Source organism: Proteus sp. MB838 (genome assembly GCF_054767435.1).
On sequence record NZ_BAABMO010000086.1, the window covers coordinates 1 to 2,716 of the forward strand.

3 protein-coding genes are annotated in these 2,716 nt (G+C 40.3%); all 3 read left to right on the top strand.

Annotated elements, in window-relative coordinates; all coding sequences use genetic code 11:
- A partial coding sequence (locus ACYUCW_RS17925) for a YigZ family protein (RefSeq protein ID WP_460409169.1) occupies window positions 1-522 on the top strand: 522 nt, incomplete at its 5' end.
- Window positions 523-547: 25 nt separating this feature from the next.
- The gene (gene trkH / locus ACYUCW_RS17930; protein ID WP_004252906.1) at window positions 548-1,999 is read left to right on the top strand and encodes a Trk system potassium transporter TrkH; all 1,452 of its coding nucleotides are present in this window, start codon (window positions 548-550) and stop codon (window positions 1,997-1,999) included.
- A 20-nt stretch (window positions 2,000-2,019) separates the two neighbouring features.
- Window positions 2,020-2,550 carry a menaquinone-dependent protoporphyrinogen IX dehydrogenase gene (gene hemG, locus ACYUCW_RS17935; protein ID WP_004246101.1) on the top strand — a complete coding sequence of 177 codons (531 nt, stop codon included), beginning with the start codon at window positions 2,020-2,022 and terminating at the stop codon, window positions 2,548-2,550.
- The last annotated feature ends 166 nt before the right edge of the window (window positions 2,551-2,716 follow it).

Genomic DNA, 2,716 nt, shown 5'->3' on the forward strand with positions numbered 1-2,716 from the left:
GCTGCCAAAGCGTATATCCAATCAATTAAAGCGCAGTTTCCCGATGCTCGGCATCATTGTTGGGCATTTGTTGCTGGAAGACCGGATGATTTACAACAGTTAGGTTTTTCTGATGATGGTGAACCAACAGGCACGGCGGGAAAACCTATTCTAGCACCCCTGTTAGGGAGTGGTATGGGAGAGGTGACTGCGGTTGTGGTACGTTATTTCGGCGGGATCAAATTAGGCACTGGCGGATTAGTTCGTGCTTATGGCAATGGGGTACAGCAGGCATTAAAACTTTTGCCAACGAAAACCAAAGTACCTCAGCGCCGATTTCTTGTGGAGTGTGAATATTCCTTAGTGTCATTACTTGAGCAAGTTATTGCAGAATATCAAGGGAAGATCCTCTCTAGTGAATATACTGATAAAGTCACTTTTGAACTATCATTGCCAGCAGTAGAGAGTGAAAAAGTTGAAAGTAAACTACGCGATATCAGTCGTGGCAGTATGCAATTAATATGTTTAGAACCGAATGAATAATCGTTGCTACCAAGGAAATCGCTAAATGCATTTTCGTTCAATAACCCGAATTGTTGGGCTACTTGTTATTTTATTCTCTGTCACGATGATCATCCCCGGTATCGTTGCGTTGATCTATCGGGATGGTGCAGGACGAGCATTTAGTCAGACATTTATTGTCGCTCTTATTATTGGGCTAATGTTGTGGATCCCCAATCGAAACAATAAAAGTGATCTAAAACCCAAAGAAGGTTTTCTTATTGTGGTTTTATTTTGGACTGTGTTAGGCAGCGTAGGGGCATTGCCTTTTATTTTTTCGGAACAACCTCATCTATCGATTACCGATGCCTTTTTTGAATCTTTTTCCGGATTAACAACCACAGGGGCTACGACACTTGTTGGGTTGGATAGCTTACCTAAAGCGATTTTATTTTATCGCCAAATGCTGCAATGGTTAGGGGGAATGGGGATCATCGTATTAGCGGTGGCCATTCTTCCACTGTTAGGCGTTGGGGGAATGCAGCTTTATCGGGCAGAAATGCCGGGGCCTTTGAAAGACAATAAAATGCGCCCAAGGATCGCAGAAACTGCGAAAGCATTGTGGCTGATTTATGTCTTACTCACTATTATTTGTGCCCTTGCGTTGTGGATTGCGGGTATGGACGTGTTTGATGCTATCTCGCATAGTTTTTCTACTATTGCAATCGGTGGATTTTCTACCCATGATGCAAGCATTGGCTATTTTAATAGTCCAACAATTAACGTCATTATTGGTGTTTTTCTATTAATTTCAGGGTGTAACTTTGCTTTACACTTTTCGGTTTTAACAGGGCGAAGCCTCAATATTTATTGGCGTGATCCTGAATTTCGCATGTTTATCTTTATACAGCTCGGATTAGTGATTATTTGTAGCCTTATTCTATGGCTCTATTCGGTATATGACTCTGGATGGACAACAATTAATCAAGCTTTTTTCCAAGTTGTTTCAATGGCAACAACCGCAGGGTTTGCAACAGATAGTTTTGCCCAATGGCCAACTTTTTTACCTCTGTTACTGTTGTGTTCTGCCTTTATCGGGGGCTGTGCTGGTTCAACGGGGGGGGGATTAAAAGTAATCCGTATCTTACTGCTGTTTTTACAAGGCTCTCGTGAATTAAAACGTCTTGTACACCCTAATGCGGTTTATACGATTAAACTAGGACATCGAGCATTACCAGAGCGTATTATAGAAGCGGTTTGGGGCTTTTTCTCAGCATATGCTTTAGTATTTATTATTAGCTTGATGCTATTAATAGCGACAGGTGTTGATGAGTTTTCTGCTTTTTCTGCTATTGCTACAACACTTAATAATTTGGGTCCAGGATTAGGTATTGTTGCTGATAACTTTACAACAATGAATCCAGCCGCTAAGTGGATACTTGTTGTCACCATGTTATTTGGCCGATTAGAAGTTTTCACATTATTGGTTTTATTTACACCAACATTTTGGCGTGATTAACCAAAAACAAGGAGTGATGTATGAGCGCGCTGTTGCTGTACTGCAGTACAGATGGTCAAACTAAAAAAATAATGACGCACATAGCTAATGAACTAAGACAACAGGGCTATGAATGTGATGTAAGAGATTTAACTGCTGTTCACCATAGCCTTAATTTATCTGCTTATAATAAAGTGTTAGTTGGGGCATCAATTAGATATGGCTATTTTAATAAAGTACTGGATAAATTTATTACCCAACACCTTTCTCAATTAAATAGTATGCCATCCGCCTTTTTTGGGGTGAACCTTACGGCAAGAAAAGCTGAAAAGAGTACACCCGAAACCAATGCTTATATGCGTAAGTTTTTAGATAAGACTCCATGGAAGCCTAGATTAACAGGTGTTTTTGCAGGCGCGCTTCTTTACCCACGTTATAAATGGATTGATAGAGTGATGATCCAGCTTATTATGAAGATGACTAAGGGTGAAACCGATCCAACAAAAGAAATCGAATATACTGATTGGAATAAAGTTAGTGAATTTGCGACAAAATTTTCCAAAATTGAGTGATATCTGTTCGTTGTGACCTGTTTTTTGTACGTATTGTTGGGGTTTTAATCGAACGGTGAATTTTTTTCAAAAAACACTTGCGCTAATCTGAGAAGCCCCTATAATGCGCACCCACTGACCGACGATGAGCTGACAACAGCAACGACGGAAAGGGAAGAGAAAAGAA